Origin of the sequence: Stackebrandtia sp. (assembly GCF_035643755.1) — a bacterium.
In the GTDB taxonomy this organism is placed as follows: Bacteria; Actinomycetota; Actinomycetes; order Mycobacteriales; family Micromonosporaceae; genus Stackebrandtia.
Map to the genome: position 1 here is coordinate 1 of NZ_DASQPW010000013.1, position 22,010 is coordinate 22,010.

General features: G+C 70.7%; 28 protein-coding genes and 2 pseudogenes. 20 read left to right on the plus strand and 10 right to left on the minus strand.

All coding sequences use genetic code 11. The features are described from left to right. A pseudogene (locus tag VE172_RS00905) lies at positions 1–257 on the plus strand (alpha/beta hydrolase); the annotation flags it as partial. 3 nt (positions 258–260) lie between these two features. Here the strand turns inward: VE172_RS00905 and VE172_RS00910 are convergent. Beyond that, the gene (locus VE172_RS00910; RefSeq protein WP_324795832.1) at positions 261–824 is read right to left on the minus strand and encodes an MFS transporter; all 564 of its coding nucleotides are present in this window, start codon (positions 822–824) and stop codon (positions 261–263) included. Between the two features lie 42 nt (positions 825–866). Beyond that, on the minus strand, positions 867–1,349 hold the full coding sequence (locus tag VE172_RS00915; protein ID WP_324795834.1) for a GNAT family N-acetyltransferase: 483 nt from the start codon (positions 1,347–1,349) through the stop codon (positions 867–869). Between the two features lie 101 nt (positions 1,350–1,450). On the opposite strand from VE172_RS00915, the gene VE172_RS00920 reads away from it, so the two are divergent. Beyond that, positions 1,451–1,813, plus strand: a complete 363-nt coding sequence (locus VE172_RS00920; RefSeq protein ID WP_324795837.1) for a hypothetical protein — start codon at positions 1,451–1,453, stop codon at positions 1,811–1,813. A gap of 3 nt (positions 1,814–1,816) precedes the next feature. On the opposite strand, the gene VE172_RS00925 is transcribed toward VE172_RS00920, so the two are convergent. Then, positions 1,817–2,743, minus strand: a complete 927-nt coding sequence (locus VE172_RS00925; RefSeq protein ID WP_324795840.1) for a GNAT family N-acetyltransferase — start codon at positions 2,741–2,743, stop codon at positions 1,817–1,819. 117 nt (positions 2,744–2,860) lie between these two features. Here VE172_RS00925 and VE172_RS00930 point away from each other — a divergent pair, with 117 nt between their 5' ends. Continuing rightward, positions 2,861–3,343, plus strand: coding sequence for a VOC family protein (locus VE172_RS00930; RefSeq protein WP_324795842.1), 483 nt, complete (start codon positions 2,861–2,863; stop codon positions 3,341–3,343). Here VE172_RS00930 and VE172_RS00935 read toward each other — a convergent pair. Continuing rightward, positions 3,340–4,236, minus strand: a complete 897-nt coding sequence (locus VE172_RS00935; RefSeq protein ID WP_324795844.1) for an NmrA/HSCARG family protein — start codon at positions 4,234–4,236, stop codon at positions 3,340–3,342. The genes VE172_RS00930 and VE172_RS00935 overlap by 4 nt on opposite strands. Before the next feature lie 105 nt (positions 4,237–4,341). On the opposite strand from VE172_RS00935, the gene VE172_RS00940 reads away from it, so the two are divergent. From VE172_RS00940 to VE172_RS00965, 6 genes are all read left to right on the plus strand, one after another. Beyond that, a complete protein-coding gene (locus VE172_RS00940; RefSeq protein WP_324795846.1) occupies positions 4,342–5,133 on the plus strand; it encodes a TetR/AcrR family transcriptional regulator in 792 nt (263 codons plus the stop codon). Positions 5,134–5,237: 104 nt separating this feature from the next. After that, positions 5,238–5,921: a hypothetical protein gene (locus tag VE172_RS00945; RefSeq protein WP_324795849.1), complete on the plus strand. Its 684-nt coding sequence runs from the start codon at positions 5,238–5,240 to the stop codon at positions 5,919–5,921. A gap of 348 nt (positions 5,922–6,269) precedes the next feature. Beyond that, entirely contained in the window at positions 6,270–6,635 is a 366-nt protein-coding gene (locus tag VE172_RS00950) for a hypothetical protein (RefSeq protein ID WP_324795852.1), read from the plus strand. Then, a complete protein-coding gene (locus tag VE172_RS00955; RefSeq protein WP_324795854.1) occupies positions 6,636–7,643 on the plus strand; it encodes a hypothetical protein in 1,008 nt (335 codons plus the stop codon). Between the two features lie 2 nt (positions 7,644–7,645). Further along, on the plus strand, positions 7,646–8,233 hold the full coding sequence (locus VE172_RS00960; RefSeq protein WP_324795857.1) for a hypothetical protein: 588 nt from the start codon (positions 7,646–7,648) through the stop codon (positions 8,231–8,233). Next, entirely contained in the window at positions 8,209–8,721 is a 513-nt protein-coding gene (locus VE172_RS00965; RefSeq protein WP_324795860.1) for a hypothetical protein, read from the plus strand. The genes VE172_RS00960 and VE172_RS00965 overlap by 25 nt, the downstream gene beginning before the upstream one ends. Before the next feature lie 7 nt (positions 8,722–8,728). Here the strand turns inward: VE172_RS00965 and VE172_RS00970 are convergent, their stop codons facing one another. Continuing rightward, positions 8,729–10,213: an alpha/beta fold hydrolase gene (locus VE172_RS00970; protein ID WP_324795863.1), complete on the minus strand. Its 1,485-nt coding sequence runs from the start codon at positions 10,211–10,213 to the stop codon at positions 8,729–8,731. Positions 10,214–10,300: 87 nt separating this feature from the next. Further along, on the minus strand, positions 10,301–10,966 hold the full coding sequence (locus VE172_RS00975; RefSeq protein WP_324795866.1) for a cysteine hydrolase family protein: 666 nt from the start codon (positions 10,964–10,966) through the stop codon (positions 10,301–10,303). Positions 10,967–11,060: 94 nt separating this feature from the next. Here VE172_RS00975 and VE172_RS00980 point away from each other — a divergent pair, with 94 nt between their 5' ends. Beyond that, on the plus strand, positions 11,061–11,855 hold the full coding sequence (locus VE172_RS00980; protein WP_324795868.1) for an SDR family NAD(P)-dependent oxidoreductase: 795 nt from the start codon (positions 11,061–11,063) through the stop codon (positions 11,853–11,855). On the opposite strand, the gene VE172_RS00985 is transcribed toward VE172_RS00980, so the two are convergent. After that, positions 11,856–12,590: a TetR/AcrR family transcriptional regulator gene (locus VE172_RS00985; protein ID WP_324795870.1), complete on the minus strand. Its 735-nt coding sequence runs from the start codon at positions 12,588–12,590 to the stop codon at positions 11,856–11,858. Positions 12,591–12,612: 22 nt separating this feature from the next. Between VE172_RS00985 and VE172_RS00990 the strand changes: the two genes are divergently transcribed. After that, positions 12,613–13,770: an FAD-dependent oxidoreductase gene (locus tag VE172_RS00990; RefSeq protein ID WP_324795873.1), complete on the plus strand. Its 1,158-nt coding sequence runs from the start codon at positions 12,613–12,615 to the stop codon at positions 13,768–13,770. A gap of 59 nt (positions 13,771–13,829) precedes the next feature. Continuing rightward, positions 13,830–14,231, plus strand: a complete 402-nt coding sequence (locus tag VE172_RS00995) for a VOC family protein (protein ID WP_324795876.1) — start codon at positions 13,830–13,832, stop codon at positions 14,229–14,231. Here the strand turns inward: VE172_RS00995 and VE172_RS01000 are convergent. Next, complete coding sequence (locus VE172_RS01000) at positions 14,228–15,415, minus strand: FAD-dependent monooxygenase (protein ID WP_324795878.1); 1,188 nt, start codon at positions 15,413–15,415, stop codon at positions 14,228–14,230. The genes VE172_RS00995 and VE172_RS01000 overlap by 4 nt on opposite strands. A 110-nt stretch (positions 15,416–15,525) precedes the next feature. On the opposite strand from VE172_RS01000, the gene VE172_RS01005 reads away from it, so the two are divergent. Beyond that, on the plus strand, positions 15,526–16,074 hold the full coding sequence (locus tag VE172_RS01005) for a TetR/AcrR family transcriptional regulator (protein WP_324795881.1): 549 nt from the start codon (positions 15,526–15,528) through the stop codon (positions 16,072–16,074). A gap of 160 nt (positions 16,075–16,234) precedes the next feature. On the opposite strand, the gene VE172_RS01010 is transcribed toward VE172_RS01005, so the two are convergent. Next, positions 16,235–16,663, minus strand: a complete 429-nt coding sequence (locus VE172_RS01010) for a MarR family winged helix-turn-helix transcriptional regulator (protein WP_324795884.1) — start codon at positions 16,661–16,663, stop codon at positions 16,235–16,237. 54 nt (positions 16,664–16,717) lie between these two features. Between VE172_RS01010 and VE172_RS01015 the strand changes: the two genes are divergently transcribed. Next, entirely contained in the window at positions 16,718–17,110 is a 393-nt protein-coding gene (locus VE172_RS01015; protein ID WP_324795886.1) for a VOC family protein, read from the plus strand. A 7-nt stretch (positions 17,111–17,117) separates the two neighbouring features. Here the strand turns inward: VE172_RS01015 and VE172_RS01020 are convergent, their stop codons facing one another. Then, on the minus strand, positions 17,118–17,852 hold the full coding sequence (locus tag VE172_RS01020; RefSeq protein WP_324795889.1) for a hypothetical protein: 735 nt from the start codon (positions 17,850–17,852) through the stop codon (positions 17,118–17,120). 64 nt (positions 17,853–17,916) lie between these two features. On the opposite strand from VE172_RS01020, the gene rpsD reads away from it, so the two are divergent. From rpsD to VE172_RS01050, 6 genes and pseudogenes are all read left to right on the plus strand, one after another. After that, on the plus strand, positions 17,917–18,525 hold the full coding sequence (gene rpsD / locus VE172_RS01025; RefSeq protein WP_349258212.1) for a 30S ribosomal protein S4: 609 nt from the start codon (positions 17,917–17,919) through the stop codon (positions 18,523–18,525). A gap of 46 nt (positions 18,526–18,571) precedes the next feature. Beyond that, on the plus strand, positions 18,572–20,062 hold the full coding sequence (locus VE172_RS01030; protein ID WP_324795893.1) for an aldehyde dehydrogenase family protein: 1,491 nt from the start codon (positions 18,572–18,574) through the stop codon (positions 20,060–20,062). A gap of 57 nt (positions 20,063–20,119) precedes the next feature. After that, positions 20,120–20,503, plus strand: a complete 384-nt coding sequence (locus VE172_RS01035; protein WP_324795896.1) for a DnaJ family domain-containing protein — start codon at positions 20,120–20,122, stop codon at positions 20,501–20,503. Positions 20,504–20,578: 75 nt separating this feature from the next. After that, on the plus strand, positions 20,579–21,373 hold the full coding sequence (locus VE172_RS01040) for a Bax inhibitor-1/YccA family protein (protein WP_324795899.1): 795 nt from the start codon (positions 20,579–20,581) through the stop codon (positions 21,371–21,373). A 2-nt stretch (positions 21,374–21,375) separates the two neighbouring features. Further along, the gene (locus VE172_RS01045) at positions 21,376–21,708 is read left to right on the plus strand and encodes a hypothetical protein (RefSeq protein ID WP_324795901.1); all 333 of its coding nucleotides are present in this window, start codon (positions 21,376–21,378) and stop codon (positions 21,706–21,708) included. 119 nt (positions 21,709–21,827) lie between these two features. Further along, positions 21,828–22,010: pseudogene (locus VE172_RS01050) on the plus strand (hypothetical protein); the annotation flags it as partial.

Genomic DNA, 22,010 nt, shown 5'->3' on the forward strand with positions numbered 1-22,010 from the left:
AACCCACCTTCCGCCCCATCTCCGCGATCTCGCCCGCCTCCCCGCCCGTCGTCCTGACCACCGTGGGCCGCGAGCGTCCCGAACTCGCCAAGGCGATCCCCGAATTCCGCCTGGCCGCCGAGAAGGCGGGCGCCGACCTCACGGTCATCGACGTCCCCGACGGCCACCACGGCTTCGACGCCATGGACCACACCGACCAATCCCGCGCCGCCGTCGTCGCGGCGATGGACGCGGTCTCGGACTTCCTGGCCTCTTGACGGTCACCGCGGCGAGGCAGCGTCGTCCTTTCGCGACAGAATGAAGGCGGTGGCCACCGCCAGCGCCCCGCGAAGGCCATCCAGCTCAACAGGAGTCGGCGCAGCGTCGGTCGCGGGACCCGGCGTCACGCTGGCCCAGGTGGTGGATTGCGGTCGCCCGTCGGCGTCCACCACGTGCTCGCGGGACACCAGATTCACCTGGGGGCGGCGTTGAACGCCAGCTGGCCGCGCAGCGACCAGACACAGCTGGGCGAAGCTCAGCAGCCCGAACGCGGCGGCGACGGGAATGCTTGCCCCGGCGGCGAACCGCGCCAGGTCGGCGGCGATCATCACGGGCCGCTTCGGGCGGAACTCCACGTAGGAGCCCAGCGGCAGGGAGGCGAGGACCGTCACCACCGAGGCGACGCCCGCCAGGACCGCGACCTCGAGCGTGGAGGCGCCCACCACCACGACCGCCACCACGGGCATGGCGACGTTGCCGACGGCGGAACCCACCTGGCTGACGGTCAGGCCGAGCCACAGGCGGTTGAAGTCGGGATGGCGGCGGAGGGTGAGCGGGGTGGTCACTGCGCACGACGGTACGGGTGCGTGTCAACTCGGGCGACGCGTTCAGCTCAGGTGAAGCAGGAACCCGATCGCGGGGCGGCCGTTGAGTTCCATGCGTTCGGTCTCCGTGAAGCCGTTGCGCTCCAAGACCTTCCGTGAGGCCACGTTGTCCACGGTGATCTTGGCGCGTAGCCGCTGCAGGCCGTAGTCTCGGCGGGCCAGCTGGCGCACCTCGGCCACGGCGTTCGTGGCCAACCCGTGGCCGCTGGCCTCCTCGCCGATCCGATATCCCAGCTCCGCCTCGCCACCGGCGATGTCGACCAGGTTGACGCGTCCCACGATGGCGCCCAGGTCGTCGACGAGCACGTGAAATCGGCACGCGCCCGTGTCCTGTTCGGCAAGGCGTTCGGCGTGGAGGGCGTCGAACCGGGTGAAGAAATCGTCGCCGCGGTCAGGAATCGACTTGGCGAAGAAGGCACGGTTGACACGCTCGAAGGTCAGCAGGGAGGCGGCATGATCGAGCCGCAGTGGTTCAAGTGTCGGCACGCGGACAATGTACGGGTTGACGGCGCGCGCGTCAGGTGAAATTCGCGCATTGGCCGCTTGCGTAAACTGCGCGGTAATCGGCAATCGAGAGGGAGCAGATCGTGGCCGCGGCCGAGAAGAATCGCATCACCTTCGGGAAGTTTCACAACGTCGACATGCGAGTGGCGCGGGTGGTGTCGGCGCGCCTCGTGGAGGACCTGGACGCCCCGTGCCGCGTGGTGGAGCTGGATCTGGGCGAGTTGGGGCGTCGCACCTCCGTGGGGCAGTACGCGTTGGTGGACGAGGGGGAGCTGGTGGGCCGCAACATCGTGGTGTGCGCGAACCTGGCGCCGCGCGAGATGGGGCCGTACGTCTCGGAGGTGCTGATGTTGGGGGCGCCGCATCCCGACAGCCCCGAGGGGCAGTCGCAGGCGACCCCGTTGTTCGTCGGGGACAAGGCGACGCCGGGCGACCTGATCTACTAGCGCTCAGGACTTCTGGCGCAGATTGACGTATCGATGGTGGTCGGTGAAGCCGAGGCCGCGGTACAGCGCCAGCGCGGGCGCGTTGTCCGATTCGACCTGGACGCAGGCGCGCGTGGCGTCGTCGGTGGCGGCGGCCCAGGTGGCCAGGCCCGCGATCAGTTGGCGGGCCAGGCCCTGGCGGCGGGCCGACGGCGCGACCTCGAGGAGCGACATGACCACGACGTCGTCCGCCACGGCGCCGCGTCCCGTGGCGACCAGGTGTCCATCGTGGTGGATGGTGGCGAAGGCTCGGTCGTCTCCCGAGCCCAGCACCGACAGCGCCGCCTCGGGTAGGTCGCCCTTGTTGGCGGCGGCGACCTCCAGCCACTCGGGCGAGGGACGGGAATCGATCCTGACCGAGAACGCGTTGCCGCGCAAGGAATCCACGTCGGCGGTCATCACCTCGACAGTGTGGGTGGCGTACCAGCCGCGCCGCTCGAGGTCGGTGGCGAGCCGCTTCGCCAGCGGCAGTGGGACGGCGAAACCGCTCGGCAGGCCTTGGGCGCCATACCATTCCGCGACCTCGCCCAGGGCCGCGTCGAGGTCGACGCCCGGGTCGCCGAGCGCCAGCACCGTGTTGGCGCGGTTGGTCCAGCCGGCGGTGGCGCGCAGCAGCCAGGCGCCGAGCCGGCGGGTGTGGCGGGCGGGCCAGGTGGCCGCGCAGGCGCGTTCCAGGGCCGCGATCGCGCGATAGGACGTCGGCTTCGCCGGGATGGTCTTGGCGGCGACGATCTCGGACGACGGGATGGTCACCACCTCGCCGTTGTCGCGCCGCACCGTCAGGGCGCCCGCGTCGGTGGCGCGCAGTTCGCCGAGCACGTCGGTGAGGCGAGCGCGGCCGTCCGCCTGGCCGACCGTCCGCCGCACCACCACCCGATCGCCGATCCTCACGCCGACCATTGTGGCGTTGCGGCCCGGGTCACATCGCGGCGCGCCGCATCGCGGACCGAGGCTGTCCTCGATGGCGGGCACGATGGGCGTCGCCAGCCGATCCGAAAGGAACCGATCATGACGACCGCCGTCTCGCACATCCCCGAGGGATACACCACCGTCACCCCCTGGGTCATCTCCCGCGACACCCGCGCGCTCTTCGCGTTCATCGCCGAGGCGTTCGGCGGCGACTCCGAGACGATCATGGCCGACGAGGGCGGCCGGGTCGAGCACGCCGAGATCCGCATCGGCGACGCCATCGTCATGGCCTTCGACGCCCCCGACTCCTGGCCCGCCACCCCGGCGTTCCTGAGGCTGTACGTGCCCGACGCCCGGGCGACCTTCGCCAGGGCGATCGCCGCGGGCGCCGCCCCGATCACCGAACCCACCGCGCTGTTCTTCGGCGAGATCGTGTCCCGGGTGCGCGACCCGCTGGGCAACCTGTACTGGATCCACCAGCGCACGGAGAATCTCAGCATCGAGGAGATGCGGCGGCGCGCCGCGCTACCCGAGTACGTCGCGGCGATGGAATACGTGCAGTCGGCGAGGTTCTTCGGCTAGGACTCCACCAGCGCCTTGATCCTCGCGGCCCCGCCGGCGGCCAGCCAATCATCCAGGGTCGACAGTCCCGGGTGGATCGCGCGGATCGCGGGAATGTCGGCGTGCCAGGCGTCCCCGCCGGTCCACGACCGCGACACCCTGCCGAGGCTGGGGTTGCGCGCGCTGGCCTCGTCCGCGTCGACCTGCTGGTACCGCAGGTTCAGGCCCGTGGCGCGGTTGATCGACTCGATCGCCGCGGTCGGGGTCGGGTCGTCGCCCGCCAGCTCGAGGGTCTGCCCGTCGAAGCGATCGGGGTCGGCGAAGGCGATCGCGGCGATCTTGCCGATGTCGGTCACGGCGATGACCTGCATGCGGCGGTCGGGGGCGAACAGGTGGTGGTGCACGCCGTCGCGAATGCCGTCCAGCGGGCTGTTGCGGACCAGATAGTTCTCCATGAACCGCACGGGACGCAGCAGCGTGTGCCGCATTCCGCTGGCGGTCACCAGTTTCTCGATGTCGAACTTGCCGCTGAAGGCCGCGATCTCCGCGCCGCGGATCGAGCCCACGCCCGTGAAGACGAAATGCTCCACGCGGGACGCGCGGGCCGCCTCGACCAGGGCGGCGCCGCGCGCCACCTCCAGCGCGACATTCCAGCCGTTCGGTCCCGTGGCCGCGGGCGGCACCGCGAAGACCCCGTGGGCCCCCGCGGTCGCCGCGGCGAGCGAGGACGGTTCGTCGAAGTCCCCGACGACCAGCTCGGCGCCCGCCGCGGCCAGGGCGCGGGCGGCGTCCGCGCGGGGGTCGCGCACCAGCGCGCGGACCCTCCAACCGTCGGCCAGCAGATACTCGGCCGCCGCGCCGCCCTGCTTGCCCGTGGCCCCCGTGACCAGAATCGTTTTGTCTCTTGTCGACATTTCGCGTCCCTCTCGATCGGTTAGAATCGGGCCACTCGACCCGGATAGCCACGTTAGGGCGGCACCGACCCGCCAACCAGCTTGGAAAAGAGCGGACGTAACGAAATGTCAACATCGCCGGCCATCGACGTCCCGATCGCCGCGGGCCTCACCCGCGCCGACGCCCGCCGCAACCGCGCCCTGGTATTGCGCGCCGCCCAGCGCGCCTTCGCCGAGGTGGGAACCTCGGTGTCGCTGGGGGAGATCGCGCGGCGCGCGGGAGTGGGCGCGGGCACCGTCTATCGGCACTTCCCCACCAAGTCGGAGCTGCTGGAGGCCGTGCTGCACCAACGCATCGAGGCGCTCACCGCCCGGGCCAACGCGCTGCGCGCCGCGGCCGACAGCGGCGAGGCGTTCTTCGGCTTCTGCGTCGAGGGGGTGCTGTCCACCGCCCGCAACCTGGCGCTGTGCGCGGTCTTCGAGACGGGCGACGGCTGGCCGAAGGCGGCCCTGGTGGCCGCGGGCCGCCGCTTCCGCGAGGCCGTCGACCACCTGCTGCGCGCCGCCCAGCGCGACGGAGCCGTCCGCGCCGACGTCGAGCTGGACGACGTCATGGCGATCTACAACGGATGCGTTGCGGCCCAACGCTCTGCCGCCCGCACGGGGCGCACCCGCCAGGTCGCCGAAGTGATGCTGGCGGGGCTGCGCGCCACGCCCGTAACGAAAATCCCCGCCGCCGCGAATACCCGAGACGAAAATCCCGCCCGTGACGAAACGGCCCGCCCCGACGGCCGCTGCGCGATGTGCGGCGCGCCGCTGCCCCGGACGGGACGCGGCCGCCCCGCCCGCTACTGCACCGCCGCCTGCCGCCAGAAGGCCCACCGCCGGCGCTCACGGCGTCAGCCCGTCGGGGCCTGATCCGTCCCGCCTCGCGTACGGGCGGCGCGGCCGATCGCTGTGACCAACGAGATCTTGTGGACGGCGGGCCCGGTTTGTATCGTCGTGGCGTCGAAGGAGTCAGGATGTCCGATCTGGAGGATCTGCGGGAGGTGGCGCGCGTCCATCGGGAACACGAGCGTTACCACTCGATGCTCAAGCTGGAGCAGGCCGCGGCGCTGCGTCGCGACTCCAATGCGTTGAAGGTGCTGTCCGATCGGGTGGGCCGAGCCGAGAACTCCACCGCGCCAAGGGTCACCGCCCCGGCCGCGGGCTGCGCCGACCTCACCGACCTGGCCGCGGTGGCGACCACGGGCGTGTTGTTCATGGAGGGCGAGGACGCCCCCGCCGAGCTGACCGCGATGCGCCGCCGCCTCGACGACACCGCGGGGGAGTACGCGCGCCTGTCGTCCTGGTTGGGTCACAAGATGGACGGCGCGTGGAAGCGCCTGCACCTGCTGTTGACCCCCGAGCTCGCCGACACCGCGCACGCGCGGTTCCAGGCCCTGGGCCGCACCACCGCGGCCGCCGACGCCTACGGGCTGGCCGCCCGCTATCTGGGCGCGGCCGTGAAGACGCTCGACAACCAGGACCTCGCCCCCGCCGGCGTGCGCGCCGATCCGGTCGCGGCGGCGACCATGCTGCGCACCGCCTCCTGGCTGATCGACACCGCCGCGGCCACCGTCGCCGAGGCGGCGGCCCGTCTCAGCCTGTCGGACCCGGACTGGACGCAATTCATCGCCGAGATCTCGGAGCGGATCACCGATTGAATGGATCATTCGGCGAATCACGCCATCCATAGTAGTGGCAAGCGTATTCGTCAGAATTCGGCGAATGCGTCAGCGATTTCTGGCCATTCGGCCGTATTTGAAAAACTCCCACGTCGATGCCCGAAACCGCACCACACGGTGCGGATCGGGCAGAAACGGCGCAGAAAGCTCGGCGTTATGGGCCGGCGGGCATCCCCGGTATTTATGCCAGTCATGGACTAAGTGGACACCATTCCGGTGAAAAGCCGGACAGCGAATTCACCGCCCGGGGGTAATGTGAAGTGACCACCAGTTCACCCACAGATGCGTCATGCCCAAAGCGGCATCCGCCATACCCCCGGAGTACTCATGGCAACAGTACTGAGCACCGATATCTACATGTTGGACAGAGCGGGGCGGGTTGATCTACCCGCGGCCGCCAAGGTTTACCACAACATCAACGCCGACCACGTCGCGTCGTTCTCGGTCCCGGCCAACGGCGACTACTGGACCGACGTCATGGACAAGGTCGGCAAGATCGTCACCGACGCCGACAACAACCTGCTGACCGCCGGAAACGTCCTGCGGCTGATCGCGTACTCCTACGCCGCCAACGACTCCGAGGCCGCGCACAAGATCGAGCAGGAGACCGGCGGCAAGGCGCTGCCGAAGCTCGGCAAGAACGGCTGGGACGACGGCACCCCGTCCAGCGACCCGAACGGAGGGTTGAAGTAAATGGGCGACCTCGAGGATCTCGACACCGTACTCAAGCGCGTCCAGGGCGACGACTTCGCGGGCTCCATCATCGATCCCAAGATCGACAAGATCAAGTCCACCCTTGACAACGCGGGCGTCGCCGACTGGGTCCCCGACGAGGTCGAGGGCTACCGGCAGCTGCTGAAGGACCTATCGTCAGTGAACCCCTCGGGGTTCAACACTTCGATCACGTCGTTCAGGGCGGCGGCGCTGGCCGTGGGCAGCGACGGCGACAAACCCACCAAGAAGGACGGACCCGACGTCAACCCGGCCGACACGGTGTCGGCCAACGCCGCCCGGGCCCACCAGACCGTCTCCGGCGACGGCAGCAACGACAACCCGCCGTGGCGCGGCGATTCCGCCGACGCGTTCGGGAAGTTCATCGCCTACTACACCGGTGGCGGCCAGGCCGTCACGAGCCAGGCGTGGATGTTCAACGCCCTGGAGCTGTTGGCCCTGTCCCACCAGGCGGTGTACACCCGGGTGCGCGACGACGTCACGAAGTACCTGGACGCGGTGCAAAAGGCCGCCGACCAGAACGACGGGCTGTTCTCGTCCCCCGACGGCTCCGAGCAGTTCTTCGTCACCGTGATCGCCGCCGTGGCCACTGTGGCGGCCACCGCCATCGCGCCGCCGGCGGGCGTGCCCGTGGCGCTGTCGCTGGTGGGCGCCACCGCGTCGCAGACGGCGTCGGTCCTGGGCTCGGTGCCCAAGGGAAGCCCCGAGCAGCACGACATCAACGCCAACAGTCCCGGCGCGATCATCGACAGCATGTACACCGCGTACACGAAGATGCAGAGCGGACGCGACGACAACCTGAAGAAGATCAAGGGTGTCCTGAGCGACATGAGCACCTACATCGGCAACACCGACACCCGCAAGAAGATCGTCGGCCCCGAGGTCAACGGCGGGAAGGTGCCCATCGGCGGCGACGGCACGATCGACCCCAATTACCGCAAACAGTTCCAGCCACCGGTCAACGCGTAGCCATGGAGACTTACGGCGACATGATGCGGCGCCTCGACCTGCGGGTGTCCTCCCCGGACAATCGCATCAGGGCGCGGATGCACGGCGACGGCTTCGACATCAAGTTCAACGGCCGGGGCTATCGCGAGTACACCGAACCGGCCATGGAGGGCCAGCTGGCCGCCCTGTTCCAACTGCTGTGGGTGGGCCGCCGCAAGGCGGACCTGATGGCCAAGGCCAAGACGATGGGCGAGGAGGTGGCCGCCGAGAGCCGCAACCCCAGCTCCCTGGCGGGCAAGGAACTGTTCGCCCAGCGGCAGCGGCTGGAGGTCGGCGGCACCTCCAGCGGCGGCCACGTCAAGGTCGGCTGCGTGGGTTTTCGCGACTGGAAGGTCTCGCTCAAGCGCGGCACCCTCGACGAGCTGTCCGAGGACGAGTTTCGCGCGGAGGTCCGCTCCCTGGCATCGGCGGTGATGGGCGACTACCACCACAAGCTGCAGCCGCTGCTGGACGAGTACCAGCGGCGGCTCGACCCCGAGGCGTTCCGCCGCACCAAGGACCTGGTGCGCGAACACGGCGGCTCGTCATGGAAGGTCTCGGCGGCGCGATGAACGGCGACGACCCGGTCCCCGCGACGGCGCCGCCGCGCCACCCCGCCGTGGCCGCCGTCGGACTGGCGTCCAGCTTCGCGGCGTCGGTGATCGGTCTCGTCACGGCGATCGGATTCCTCGCCGCGCTCGTCGTCTTCGGCGCGGGCGCGGCGATGGTTCTGGCGATCGCCACCTGGGCCGTCGTGGTGGTGCTGGTCGCGTTGCCCGTGGCCCTGTTCGCAGAGACGCTGCGGCTGCGGCGCGGTCGCGCCCGGTCGCGCACGGCGGTGCTGATCCTGAACTGGGTCGGGCTCGCCGGCGCGGCGTTCGTCGGTTTCGTCGCGCTGGTGCGGCTGTCGCACGGCTACGGGTTGCGGGACACCGTGGTGACCCTGCTGCTGTCCATCCTGTGCGGAGCGGTGCTGTGCGGCGTGTTCGCGATCATCGGCGGCGTAGCGCTCGCCACGCCCGCGTCCCGCCGCTGGTTCGCCGGCCGCCGGGCGCCGTGAGGCGCGGTCACGGGTGATCCGGCAGCTGCCCGACCAGCTCGCCGGGACACCGGGTGCCCCGCGGCGGTAGCGATCCGTCGGCCAGGTACTTCGTCGCCAGCTTGATCAGGCACGTGTTGCCCAGCAGCATGGCGGCGTGGCCGTCGCCGTGCCGCACCACCGACGCGTCGGGCAGCTGCGCGGCGACCGCCTCGGCACCCAGGTTCGGGGTGTTGGCGTCCAGGTCGCCGATCGCCACCAACGTGCGGGGCAGCCCCGGCACCCTCAGGCGGTGCGGCGCGAAGCTGGGTTCGCCGTCCATGCCGACGCAGCGTCCCAGCTCGGCGCGCACCTCCAGCCAGCCGAACCGCGGGGCGACCTTCTTCATGCGTCGCTCGATGTCAAGCGCCGCGGCGTAACTCGGCGTGTGCGGCAGGAAGTCGTGGCACAGGATGTCCGGCTGGACGGAGCCGAACGTCTCGCCCGGCGGTTCGGCGAGTTCGGTGAGGAAGTCCCCGGCGTCGCCGTGGCGCGCCTCGTCCATCGCGGCGGCGAGCTCCGGCCACAGCGGCGGAGTCATTCCATAGTGGGCACCCATGTACAGGTGCGCGAGGTCGACCGTCCGTCCCTCGCCCGCGCCGGGTGCCGGCAGCGGGCGCCGTCCGGCCTCGCTCACCAGGTCGGTCCACACCGCCTCGACGTCGCTGCCGTGCAGGGCACAGCCGTCGCGCCCGGCACACCAGTCGGCGAAGTGGCGCAGCTGCCTCTCCTGGGTCGTGGCGTAGTGGCGCAGCCAGGTCCGTGTGCTGGTCTGGGTGTGGTCGGCGACCCCGTCCAGATACATCCGCTCCACCCGGTCGGTGAACAGCTCCGCGTACGCCTGTCCGTAGGCGGTGCCGTAGGAGTTGCCGAGATAGCGGATTCTCTTCCGGCCCAAGCCTTCGCGGATCGCGTCCATGTCGTGCGCCACCTGCCAGGACGTCAGGCCCGCGTAGCCGGCGCCCATCGCGGCGCGGCAGCTGTCGGCGTGCTCGGCGTTGCGCTTGGCGTAGGCGTCCCAGTCGGCCCGGTTCTTCGCGGCGAACAGGCCGTCGTACGGCGGGGTCGTCTTCGCGCACTTGACCAGCGTCCCGTTGGACTCGACGCCGAGCCCGCGCGGGTCGAAGGACACCAGGTCGAAGGTCCGGTGCAGCGCCCTGACCCCCGGGGGAGGGTTGTCCAGGGCGGGGGTGCTGCTCCCGGCGCCGAAGTTGGCCAGCACGGTTCCCTTGCTGCGCGCCGGATCGGCGGCGGGCAGCATCTTCAGGTTGATCTTCGTCTTGGGACCGTCCGGATGGGACCAGTCACTGGGGACGGTCAGCGTCGCGCACTTCGCCTGCGTGCCGCACTTCTTCCAGTCGATGGCCCCGGCCTGCTCGGCGGTGGCCGAACCGACCGCCTGCCACACCAGGGCCGCGGCACAGGCCGCCGCCACCAGCCCGGCCAGCGTCCTTTGCCGAACCCGACGCGTCATGACGTACCTCGATTCCTCTCGCCGCCGTGGCGTGCGATGTGAGTATCGGGCAGGTATCGCCGCGATGCGTCGTTCTGGGGCGGGAACTCACGGCTGACGTTGGGGGGTGTCGGCTCCTGACGAAAGTAGGGGCGCGATCGAGTCCACATCGGTCACCATGGCGTCGCCGGCGAACGCGAAGCCCTCGAAGGCCCGCCGCTGTGCCGCCTGGTCGCCGCCACCGCAGGCGTCGGCGACCACCACCGGGATGAGACCCAGATCGGTGCCGTGCCTGACGGTGGGCTCGATGCCGATCTCGGTGGCCACACCGACGATCGCGTACGACGTCAGGCCGAGGTCGCGCATCACGGAACCCAGCGGCGTCCCCTCGAAGGCCGACATGCTGACCTTGTCGAACACGGCCTCGTCGGCGCGCGGCTGAAGCTCCGGCGTGATCGCGAAGCCTTGCGAATCCTTGGTGAGCATGGGTCGCAGTTCCTCCACGCTGGACACCTGCTGCCAGGCCATCGCCATGCGCAGCCCGAAGACCCCCGTGAGCCGGTGCGGCAGGAAGTAGTGGCGCATGAAGAAGACCGGGAATCCGCCGGCGCGCGCGGCCGACAGCACCCGCCCGACCCGCTCGATCACCGGCGCGGGGTCGGCGAGCTGGTTGAGCACGCCGACCTGCATGTCGTAGACCACCAGGGCCATCCGGGACGGATCGCAAACGTCCTCAAGTGATTCGGGAATGTCCAGGCCGTATCCGTGTCGCATGGTTTCTTCACTCGCTTCGCTGCTTGGTGGGGGCGTGCGCCGTCCACACTATCCACCGGCGCGGTGTCGCAGCCACCTACTACTGTGCCGAGACATGGATCTTGAACTGACGGGAAAACGCGCGCTGGTGACGGCCAGCAGCGGCGGTATCGGGGCCGCCATCGCCGAGACCCTGGCCGCCGAGGGCGGCATCGTGGCGGTGCACGGGCGCGGCGCCGAGCGCGCCGAGGCCCAGGCGGAACGGATCCGTTCGGCCGGGGGACGGGCCGAGACGGTGGTGGGGGACCTGCTGGACCCCGCCGCCGCGGACCGGGTCGCGGCGTGGGCGCGGGACTGGAACGCCGACATCCTGGTGAACAACGCCGGGCCGTTCAGCGAGAACGACTGGGATGCCGCCGATGTCGATGCCTGGACCCGGGCGATGAACAGCAACGTGGTGACGGCGGTGCGCCTGATCCGGGCCGTGACCCCGGGGATGCGGGAGCGGGGGTTCGGGCGGGTGATCAACCTGGGCAGCCGGGCCGCCACCACCCCGCTGTCCAACATGGTGGATTACTCGGCGGCCAAGGCGGCCGTGGTCAATCTGACCACCGGCCTGGCATCACACCTGTCGGGCAGCGGCGTCACCGCCAACACCGTCAGCCCCGGGGTGATCGTCACCGAAAGCATGCGCCGGATGTTCACCGACAGCGCGCCGTCGCGCGGCTGGCCCACCGACTGGGCCGAGCTCGAACCCGTCCTGGCCGCCGAGTACGCCCCCAATCCCAGCGGGCGGCTCGGCGTACCCGACGACATCGCCGCGGCTGTGGCGTTTTTGGCCAGCCCGCGCGGGGGCTTCATCAACGGTGTCAACCTGCGGGTGGACGGCGGCGTGACGGGCGTCGCCTAGTCACGGCGCATCGGCTTGTCGCCGACCGGCGATGCCGTCGACTACGACGATCAGGTTGCGGTCGAAGGTTTCGGCGGCGTCGAGGTGCGCGCCGTCGATGACGAGCCGGGCGACCGTGGGGTACCTGCCGGTCTCGAGCATGCGCGTGAGGTACGGGCCGAGGCTGCGCTGAAAGGCGGCCATGTCGGTGCCGGTGGAACGCGCGGTGCGTCGCTCGGTGACCTCCCTGCGGACCGCCCCGATGATGAAGGAGTTGATCGCGCCCAACGCCCGCTGGACATCGTCGATGCCGTGCACGCCGGGGGCGCGGTTCAGCGCCGCCGCGTTCGCCTCGCCCACGGCGAGAGCGTGGGGCCCCAGATGCGGCCTTCCGCCGAGCAGGTCGGCGAACCACTCGTGGTCGAGGGCGGCCTCGCGGGTCGCGTGGGCGATGGCCAGAACCGTTGCGCGCCACTCGGAGTGCCGGTCGGCGTCGGCGATCCGGGCGTAGACGACGTCGACCATCAGGTCCAGCAGTTCGGACCGGTTGGCCACGTAGTCGTAGAGCCGCATCGGGCCGACGCCGAGCTCCTTGGCGATCTTGCGGATCGACAGGCTCTCGAGGCCGTGCGCGTCGGCGAGCCGGATCGCCGCGGCGGTGATCTTCTCGCGGCTCAACGGAACCGGGGCCGCTCGCGGCTGGGGTTCGGGCCGCTCCCAAATGGGCAACGCATCTCTGCCGTACGACGTATTCACAAATACAGTGTACGGTAGCGGCATGACAAAGCGAATGGCGATCGCCGGTGGCGGTCTTGGCGGGCTGACCCTGGCCCGGATCCTGCGTCAACACGGCGTCGACGCGGTGGTGTACGAGCGCGAGGCGAACCGGTCGGCGCGGTCGCAGGGCGGGATGCTCGACCTGCACCCGGAGTCGGGGCAACACGCCCTGGCGGAGGCGGGCCTCGAGAGCCGGTTTCAATCCCAGGCGCGGCCCGAGGGCGAGGAGCATCGCATCCTCGACCCGGCCGGACGGATGCTGATACACCACGTGCCGAAGCCCGGCTCGTTTTCGGGCCGCCCCGAGATCGATCGGACCGTGCTGCGCGACATGCTGCTCGACTCCCTCCCCGCGGACACGGTCGTGTGGGGGCGGCGACTGTCGACGGCCGCGCCGCGACCCGGCGGCGGCTGGCACCTGACCTTCCACGACGGGCATCGGGCCGACTGCGACGTCCTGGTCGGCGCCGACGGCGCGCGCTCGGTCGTACGCCCACTGCTGGCCGACGTCGAACTGTCCTATGTGTCTACCCATGCGTCGCTGAGCATAGCCGACGTCGACCGACGCCATCCCGAGCTCGCCGAGCTGGTCGGGCCCGGGAACCTGTGGTGCGTCGGCGTCAACCAGCTGCTGGCGGCACAGCGGCTCGGCGACGGCAGCCTGCGCGTCGGGGCGTCGCTGCGCGCGGGTGATCGTCCCGCCGACACCCTCGCCAGCAAGCGCGCCCTGCTCGAGATGTTCGACGGCTGGGATCCGCGCGTCACCGCGCTCATCGAGGCGGGCGACGGCGTGCCGATCCCGCGCCGCAACGAGGCGACGCCCGTCGACATGCGCTGGGAGACAAGGCCGGGCATCACCCTCATCGGCGACGCCGCGCACCTCATGGCGCCGGTCGGCGAGGGCGCCAACCAGGCCATGCTCGACGCCGCCGAACTCGCCGCCAGCCTCGCCGCCGACCCCGCCGACCCGGACGCGGCGATCCGCGCGTACGAGGAGGCGATGTTCGCCAGGATTCACCCGATCGCCGAGATGTCCACGCGAATCCAGGCGATGATGCTGTCGGACACCGCCGCCGAGGACCTCGTCCGCTTCTTCACGCCCCGATCCGCCGAACCGGCACCCGCCGACCGATCCGGGGATGTCGGTGCATCGGCGTAACTTCGCCCGCGTTCGGCGATTCGCCGAGACAATGACCACACACCATCGAAGGAGCCATCATGACTGCCAGTCTCAGTCCATACATCCACTTCAACGGCGACGCCCGCAAGGCGATGGAGTACTACAAGACGGTGCTCGGCGGCGAACTCACCCTCAACACCTTCGGCGACACCGGCCAGGGTGACGCGGCGACCGCCGACAAGATCATGCACGCCCAGCTGGTGACCCCCGACGGCTTCAACCTGCTGGCGGCCGATGTGCCGCCGGGCATGGAGCACATCACGGGCAACAACATCACGGTCTGCCTGGGCGGGGACGACGGCGACAAGCTGCGCGGGTTCTGGGAGGGGCTGTCCGCCGACGGCGCGATCTCGGTGCCGCTGGAGAAGCAGTTCTGGGGCGACGAGTTCGGGATGTGCGTGGACCAGTTCGGCATCCCGTGGATGGTCAACATCGGCTAGCCGAGGTCGATGGCGTTGGCGGCGCGGCGAATCGGCGCGGTCATCGCGGCGAGCATCCGCTCCTTGCCCGGCAGCTTGTCCGCCACCCGCAGCATCGTCAACGCCATCCGCACCCGCGCCCTGCCGCCGACCACCATGCGCTTGATGTTGGCCGGACCCAGTGCCTGGTTGGCGTCGGCGAAGGGGCGCATGCGGCTTTCGTAGGCGGCGAAGGCCGCGGACGGGATCGCGTCCGCGGCCGACAGCTCCTCGGCCAGGACGTGGGCGCCCACCAGGGCCAGGCTGGTGCCCTGCCCGGAGGCCGCGGTGGCGCAGTGCGCGGCGTCGCCCAGCAGCACGACGCGCCCGCTCGACCAGGAGCCCATCCGGACCTGGCTGAGGGCGTCGAACAGCAGGTCATCGCAGTCGGCGACATCGGCGAGCAGTTCGGGGACGCACCAGCCCTCCTCGGCGTAGGTCTCGGCCAGCAGGCGCTGGCGCTCGGCGCGGTCCAGCCCGCGGGAGTCGAGGCCGGGCGCGGACCACAGGAACATCGCCCGGGCATCCGACTGGCGGGCGGTGGCGTAGACCAGGGCGGTGCGGCCGGGCCCGATGTAGGTCACCTCCTCGCGGTCCAGGCCGAGGCGGTTGGGCACGGCGGCCACCGCGTTGTGATAGCCGAGGTCGTGGAGGAAGTCGCTGTCGGGCCCGAACGCCAGGCGGCGGACCCCCGAGCGCAGCCCGTCAGCGCCCACCACCAGGTCGTAGCGGCCCGTGGTGCCCGAGGCGAATTCCACCTCGACGCCCGCGCCGGTGTCGCGCAGGGTCCGGATCTCGTCGCCGTAGACGAACGCGGTGTCGCCGGCGGCGTCGTGAAGCAGGCGGTGCAGGTCGCCGCGCAGCAGCTCGGCGTCGTCGTGGACCCGGCCGCCGAAGGTGTCTCCGTCCATGCTGGAGGCTTTCCTTCCCTTGGCGTCCACCACGCTGCCGCGCCGCACCTCGGTGCGCAGTGACCGGGCGGCCTCCAGCAGTCCCATGCGTTCCAGCACGGTGACGGCGGCGCCCCGGACGTCCACTTTGTAGCCTCCCGAGCGCGGGGCCGCCGCCCGTTCGACGACGGTGGTGTCGAAGCCCCGGCGGCCGAGCCGCTCGGCCAGGGCGAGACCGGCGACTCCGCCGCCGGAAATCAGGACGCTGCGTTTCATGGCTGTCTCCTCGTCGTGGGGGTGTTCGCGAGAACTGTACAACTGTTTTAGACATATGTGCAAGACGTTCGTATCAGACTTTCGTCTGAATCTCGCGCTATGCTGGCCGCATGGGAAATCGCCAGGCACTGCTGGACGCCGCTCGGGTTGGCCTGAGCGACAAGGGATACGCGCGCATCACCGCCCGCGACATCGCGACGGCGGCGGGGGTGAGCCTCGCCGCGATCGGCTATCACTTCGGCAGCAAGGAGGCCCTGCTGGACGCCGCGCTGGTCGAGGCCCTGCGCGACTGGGGCGACGCCCTGGAGTCCATCGCCGCCGCGGCGCCCGCCTCCGCCTCCCCGCGCGAGCGCTTCGTCGCGGTGTGGGACCGCGTCTCGGCGTCCATCGCCGCCGACCGATCGCTGTGGGCGGTCCAGTTCGAGCTGTTGTCGGCGGCGGCCCGCGATCCCGAACGCGCCCAAGCCATCGCCGAGTCCAACCGCCACGCCCGCCTCGCCCTGGTCGAGCTGTTCGGCGTCGCGGGCGACGCGTCGACGGGCGCGCTGTTGCAGATGCTGCTCACCGGGGCCGTGGCGCGCCTGCTGCTCGATCCCGCCGACGCCGTCGCCGGCGAGGACCTGCTGTCCCAGTGGGACGGGCTGCGCGGGGGCCTTTAGGGCCTTTGGGGAACCCCGTTTCCTGCTGCGCGCCGCCCAGGTGGCGCCCGGCCGCGTCGTCACGGTGTCCGCATACCGGTGTTGTATGCGGACACCGTTCCGCCTTGCCATGCGCTCGCCTGGACGCCGCTCGCGACGGCAGCGAGTTCCCCAACGGGCCCTAGGCGTCGGCGATCTTGCGCAGCAGTCGGCGGAACTGCTCGCGTTGCCGGGGGCTCAACGGTTTCAGCAACTCATCGTCCACGCGCGAGGTCGCGGCCAGGATGCCGCTCAGCGCCAGGCGACCCGCGGCGGTGATGTCGACGCGGTGGCGGCGGCGGTCGGCGGGGTCGCGGGTCCGCTCGGTCCAGCCGCGGGCGTCCAGCTCGTCCAGCGCCTTGACGACGTCGCTGGCGTCCAGGTTGAGGCGGGCCGCCAGCTCGCGCTGCGCGTGGGGGCCGAAGTCGGCGAGGGCGGCCAGGATCGCGGGGTGCCACAGGCGCAGATCGTCGGCGGCCAGGTCGGCGGCGACGCGGGAGCGCGCCGACTTTCCCGCCTTGGACAGCAGGTAGGACGCGTGGGCCGTCAGGCTGGGCGGAAGATCATGCACGGGTATATTGTAGGTCGAAACCCACTATTGGTCAACACCTACGAAAGGTCTGCCATGGACGCCCTGCACCCTCGACTGCTGGTGCGCGACTTCGCCGCGTGCTTCGGCTTCTACTCCGCGCTGCTGCCCGCCGCGGCCGGCGCGACCCTGCGCAAGGGCGGCCCCGAGGGCCCCTACGCCCATTGGGATCTCGGCGACGAGGGGCTGTTGTCGATGTTCAGCCACGCCGCCATGGCGGACGCGCTGGGGCTGTCCGCCTCCGACAGCGGGGACCGGACGATGCTGGTGCTGCGGGTGTCCGACGTCGACGCCGTCGCCCGGGTCGCCGCCGAGGCGGGGGGCCGCGTCGTGGCCGCGCCCGCCGATCGCCCCGAGTGGGGGCCGAATCTGCGCGCGGCGCACCTGCGCGACCCCGACGGCAATCTGCTGGAATTCCAGTCGTACTGACGCCCGGTCACGAACGCGGCGCGCAGTCGCAGCAGGCCAGGTCGTGCAGCACCTCGCGGAGGTTGGCCGCCGAGCCGCGGTGCCGAATGAAGCAGCGCCGCGGATCGGGATGGTCGGCGCGGTGGACGTCGGCGATGACGCCGTGGCGGTTGATGCGCAGGGGAATCACGCGCGCGGCGTCGGCGATGACGTGCCGCACCCGGTGGGTGAGCGCGGCGATCACCTCGGGGTGGTGGTCGAAGAGGTCCAGCAGCAGCTCCACCTCGATGGGGTACAGCGGATCGGGCTCGGCGGCGGCGTACTGCTCGGGCTCCACCACCGTGACGCGCTCGCCGTACTCCAGGCGCACCTCCGCCACGTCGACCGTCCACAGTGTGACGCCGTGGCCGACGTCGAGCAGCCGCGGCAGCGGGTTGGCGTCGTGGAAGCGCAGCGCGGTCGCGCGCTGCTCGGCGGCGGGCACCGGCTCGGCCCAGCCCGACACCCACCCGCTGCCCAGCCACGGGGCGCACGGCAGCGGCGGCTCGTCGTCGAAGCGCAGCGCCACCGCCGCGTCCAGGCCGTCGGTCTGACGCAGGCAGTCGGCGAGCCGCCCGTCGTCGGGCACCAGCAGCAGCGGGGTGCCCTGCGGGTCGGTGGCGGCCGGGACATTCCAGATGACGTCGCTCCAGGCGATGTGGACGTTCGCGGGGCGGTGCCCCGCGGCCAGGGTGCGGACGATCTCAGCGGGGGCGACGCGCATGTGCCAGCTCCTTAGGTTAGGCTCGGCTTACTAAGGTAAGCCTAACTAGAAAACGGAGGTGTCCGTGAACCGGTCCCGACCCAAGGCGAAGCGCTCCCGCGCGCTGGGAATCGCCCTCACCCCCAAGTGCGTCGCCTACTTCGAGCGCCGCCCCTTCCCGCCCGGCCAGCACGGCCGCCGGCGCCGCGGCGAATCCGACTACCGCCTGCGGCTGCTGGAGAAGCAGCGGCTGCGCGCCCAGTACAACCTGCGCGAGGCCCAGATGAAGCGCGCCTTCGCCGAGGCGGCGCGCCGCGAGGGCAAGACCGGCGACATCCTGGTGTCGCTGCTGGAACGCCGCCTCGACGCCTTCGTGCTGCGCGCCGGGTTCGCCCGCACCATCTACCAGTCCCGCCAACAGGTCAGCCACCGCCACTTCCTGGTCAACGGGCGCCGCGTCGACAAGCCCTCGTACCGGCTGCGCCCCGGCGACGTGGTGGAGGTCGCCGGCCGCAGCCGCACCAAACCGCCCTTCCAGCTCGCCGCCGCGGGAGCCTGGGCGGGGGAGAAGACACCCTCCTATGTCGACTCAGCCCTCCCGGAGCTGCGCGCCACCCTCGTGGCCGAACCCGCCCGCGCCGAGGTCCCCGTGATCTGCGACGAGCAGCTGGTCGTCGAGTTCTACTCCCGCTGAGCCCCGATCCGCCAAACCCGCACCCGACGCGTTCAACGTGACAAAAATGGGTCGCGACACTCGGGCCGACACGGGAGACGTCCACATGGACACATCGGGACAGCGCGGCCACCTCCGGCAGCCGGAACCGCCCGCCGCCGGTCTGGCCCGCATGATCGAACGCACCCGCCGCGCCCAGCGCTGGTGGGATCGGGTGGGCTTCGCCGCGCGCCGCCGCTTCCTGCGCCGCTGGGCCTCCACACTGACCCGGCTGGCTCCCCGGCTCGCCGAGACCATGCGCGCCGAGACCGGAAAGCCGATCCCGGTGGGCATCACCGAGATCGCCATCGCCGTCGACCATCTGGTGTGGGCCGCCAACAACGCCCGCCGGGTGCTGGGGGAGCGCCGGGTGCCCGGCAGCCTGCTGCAACCCGAGTACGCCGCCCGGGTCTCCTATCGTCCCTGCGGCGTCGTCGGCATCATCGGACCCGCCGACTTCCCCGTGTTCTCCCCCTTGGGCGCCATGGGTTTGGCGCTGGCCGCCGGCAACGCCGTGATCCTGAAACCCAGCGAGTACGCGCCCCGGCTCGGTCGCGTCCTGATCGACTCCCTCACCCGCGTCGTGTCCGCCCCGGTGGCGCGGCTGTTGCCCGGCGACGGCGCGGCCGGGGCGGCGCTGTGCGAGGCGAACGTCGACATGATCGCGTTCACCGGGTCACCCGAGGTGGCGCGGCGGGTGATGGCGGCCTGCGCGGCGTCCATGACCCCGGTCGTCCTGGAATCCGGCGGCGAGGACGCCATGATCGTCGCCGGCGACGCCGATGTGGACGCCGCGGCCGAGGCCGCGTGCTTCGGCGCCTTCTTCAACTCCGGCCAGACCTGCGTCGGCATCCAGCGGGTCTACGTCGCCGCCGAGGTCTACGACGCCTTCCTCGCCCGACTGGCGCGCCGCGCCCGCGGGCTGTCCGTCGGCTATGGACGGTACGCCGACCTCGGCCCGATCCTGCGCCCCGAGCGCGTCGACCTGGTGCGCCGCCACATCGCCGACGCCGTGGAGCGCGGCGCCTCGGTGATCACCGGCGGGCTGGGCGCCATCGACCCGCCCTTCGTCGCGCCCACCATTGTGGTCAATGTTCCGGTGGACGCCCGCGTGATGCGCGAGGAGACCCCGGGCCCCGTGCTCGCCGTCACCCGCACCGACACCGCCGCCGAGGCCCTGGCGCTGGCCAATTCCGCCGCCTACGGCCTGGGCGGCTCGGTGTTCGGCGGGCGCGACGCCGAGGCCCTGGCCCGCGGGATGCGCTCGGGCATGACCTCGGTCAACTCGGTGCTGGCCTTCGCGACGCTGCCCGCCTGCCCCTTCGGCGGCGCCGGCGGCACCTCGGGCTTCGGCCGCGTCCACGGCGACGACGGCCTGCGCGCCTTCACCCAGACCAAGGCCATCGCCTCGCGCCGCTTCCGCTCGCCCATCAGGGCCCTGACCTTCGACCGCGACCCGCGCGCCGTCACCGCCCAAGTGTTGCGCGCCATACGGATCAGGCACGGAAACTACCGATAGACGTTTCGTCGGTTACGCTTGTCCGCCAGTGATCTTCGATCGGGTGGTGATGTGCCGATGGACAAAATCCAACACAGAATCGACCGTCAGATAGCCGAGGCCGAACAGCGCGGCGCGTTCGCCGACCTCCCCGGCGCGGGCAAGCCGCTGCCGGACGCCGGAGAGCCCCTCCACGAGGACTGGTGGCTGCGCTCCTACATTCGGCGCGGCGAGCTCGGCACCGAGGCCCTGCCCACCACCCTGCGGCTGCGCAAGGAGGTCGAGGACCTTCCGGCGACCCTGGCGCGCAAGCGCGACGAGGCCGCGGTGCGCGAGGCCGTCGCCGACCTCAACAAGCGGATCCGCTCGGCCATGATCGGCCCCGTTGACGGCCCCGCGGTATCGCTGCGCGTCGTCGACGTCGACGACGCTCTACGGGTGTGGCGCCACGAACGCCGTTGAATCCATCGTTACGGGAATGATGCGCGAAGCCAGTACGCTTGCACCATTGCGGAAAACCACAAGGAGGTTCGCTCGATGCGCAGCAACAACCCTGCGTTGAATCGCATGCTGAACTCGGCGGTCCAGGAACGTCAGGGCATGGCAGCCGAGTACGGCCCCTACGGGCAGATGACCGCGCCACCGCAGGTCCAGCCGATGACCCTCGACAGCGTGGTGGTGCGCACCGTCGGCATGCTGCTGTTGACCGGCATCGCCGGCGCGGTCGGATGGAACCTGCTGACCGTCAACCCGCAGGCCGCCATGGTGGCGGCCGGCATCGGCGGCTTCGTGGCACTGGGAGTCATCATCGCGTCGTGGTTCATGCGAATCATGAACCCGTGGATCGTCGGCGTTTACGCGGTGGCCCAGGGCGTCGGACTCGGCGTCGTCAGCGCCGCCTACGAAAGCGTCTGGAACGGCATCGTCCTGCAGGCCGTCGTGGCGACCTTCGGCGTCTTCTTCGCGATGGCGGCGCTCTACAAGTTCAAGGTCGTGCGCAACGGCCCCAAGTTCCAGAAGTTCATGATCGGCGCCGGCATCGGCATCCTGGCCATGATCCTGATCAACCTCGTCATGAGCCTGATGGGCGTGGACATGGGGCTGTTCAACAACAGCACCACCGCCGAGGTGACGCCGCTGCAGTGGATCATCGCCATCGGCATGGTCGCCTACGGCGCCTTCTCCTTCGTCATCGACTTCGACATGGTCGAGCAGGGCGTGCGCTACGGGCTGCCCCAGAAGTACGCCTGGTGGGCGACCTTCGCCCTGGTGGCGGGCCTGATCTTCCTGTACTGGAACATCCTGCGGCTTTTGGGTTACGTCAACCGATAGCCGTGGAGTCTCGAGTCTCGATCCTCGGGCGGGAGGCCGGTCGCGTCGCCGCGCAGGTGGCGCACTGGACTCCCGCCCGTTGGCATGTCCACCCCGACGCCGCGGCCCGCCGCACCCGCGGCGACATCATGCACGGCCTCGTCCAGGAGCTCGCCGACCTCGGCGCCGAGGCCGAGGGTCTGCCGCGACACGCCGTGCCCCGGCTGCCGCACGACACGGTCCTGGCCGACCAGTTGCGCGTCGTGACCGCCGATCTGTGCGCCGCCCGCCCCCGCGAAACCACTGTGGAAGCCGCCCTGTCCGCGGTGTCCCGGGCCCACTCCGCGCTGTTCTGACCCACCCGAAACCCTACGACGTATAGGGTCCGTTCGCGGTTGTGTTGCCTCCGTTGATTCTGGTGTGTATGGTCCCTTCCGACATGCCCGGTTCCCCAGAACAGTCCTTCGGAGGACACATGAGACGGATACGCAGCATTTTGGCGTGCGCCATGACCGCCGCACTCGCCGCCGGCGGGCTCACCGCCTGCGGCGCCGACAAGGATCCCGGCGAGATCAAGGTCTGGGTGGCCTTCATCGACTACCGGAAGCAGTGGGTAAAGGACGTCGCGAAGGACTTCGAGAAGAAGCACCCCGAGTAC